This is a genomic window from Vibrio sp. Sgm 5 (assembly GCF_026241575.1).
Lineage (GTDB): Bacteria > Pseudomonadota > Gammaproteobacteria > Enterobacterales > Vibrionaceae > Vibrio > Vibrio jasicida.
Genome location: NZ_JAPHPY010000141.1, coordinates 1 through 422, shown reverse-complemented (window position 1 = coordinate 422; position 422 = coordinate 1). Strand labels below are relative to the sequence as shown.

1 protein-coding gene is annotated in these 422 nt (G+C 47.6%); it reads left to right on the top strand.

Features of this window, described 5'->3' with window-relative positions; genetic code table 11:
* Positions 1-422, top strand: a 422-nt coding sequence (locus OQJ86_RS26420) for an IS4 family transposase (protein WP_265992356.1), incomplete at both ends; no start/stop codon positions are given.

The following is a 422-nucleotide window of genomic DNA, read 5'->3' as shown; positions in this document are numbered from 1 at the left end:
ATTCGAGCTCTCCACGTACATTCGACGTTACTTTTTGCACCACAAAGTCAGACCATTGTTGGCCTGATAGAGCAGCAGCGATGGAGCCGAGATATTACCAAGCGTGGGCAAAAGCACCAACACGCGACTCGTCCTTATAAGGAGAAAGAGAGTTACAAATGGGAGCAAGCCTCTCGCCGTGTCGTTGAACGCCTAGGGGATAAAATGTTAGATGTTATCTCGGTCTGTGACCGAGAAGCTGACCTATTCGAATACTTAACTTATAAGCGTCAACATCAGCAGCGCTTTGTCGTTCGCTCAATGCAAAGTCGTTGTCTAGAAGAGCAGGCTCAAAAGCTTTACGATTATGCGCAAGCGTTACCAAGCGTCGAGACAAAAGAGCTTACCATCCCCCAAAAAGGAGGGAGAAAAGCGAGAGATGT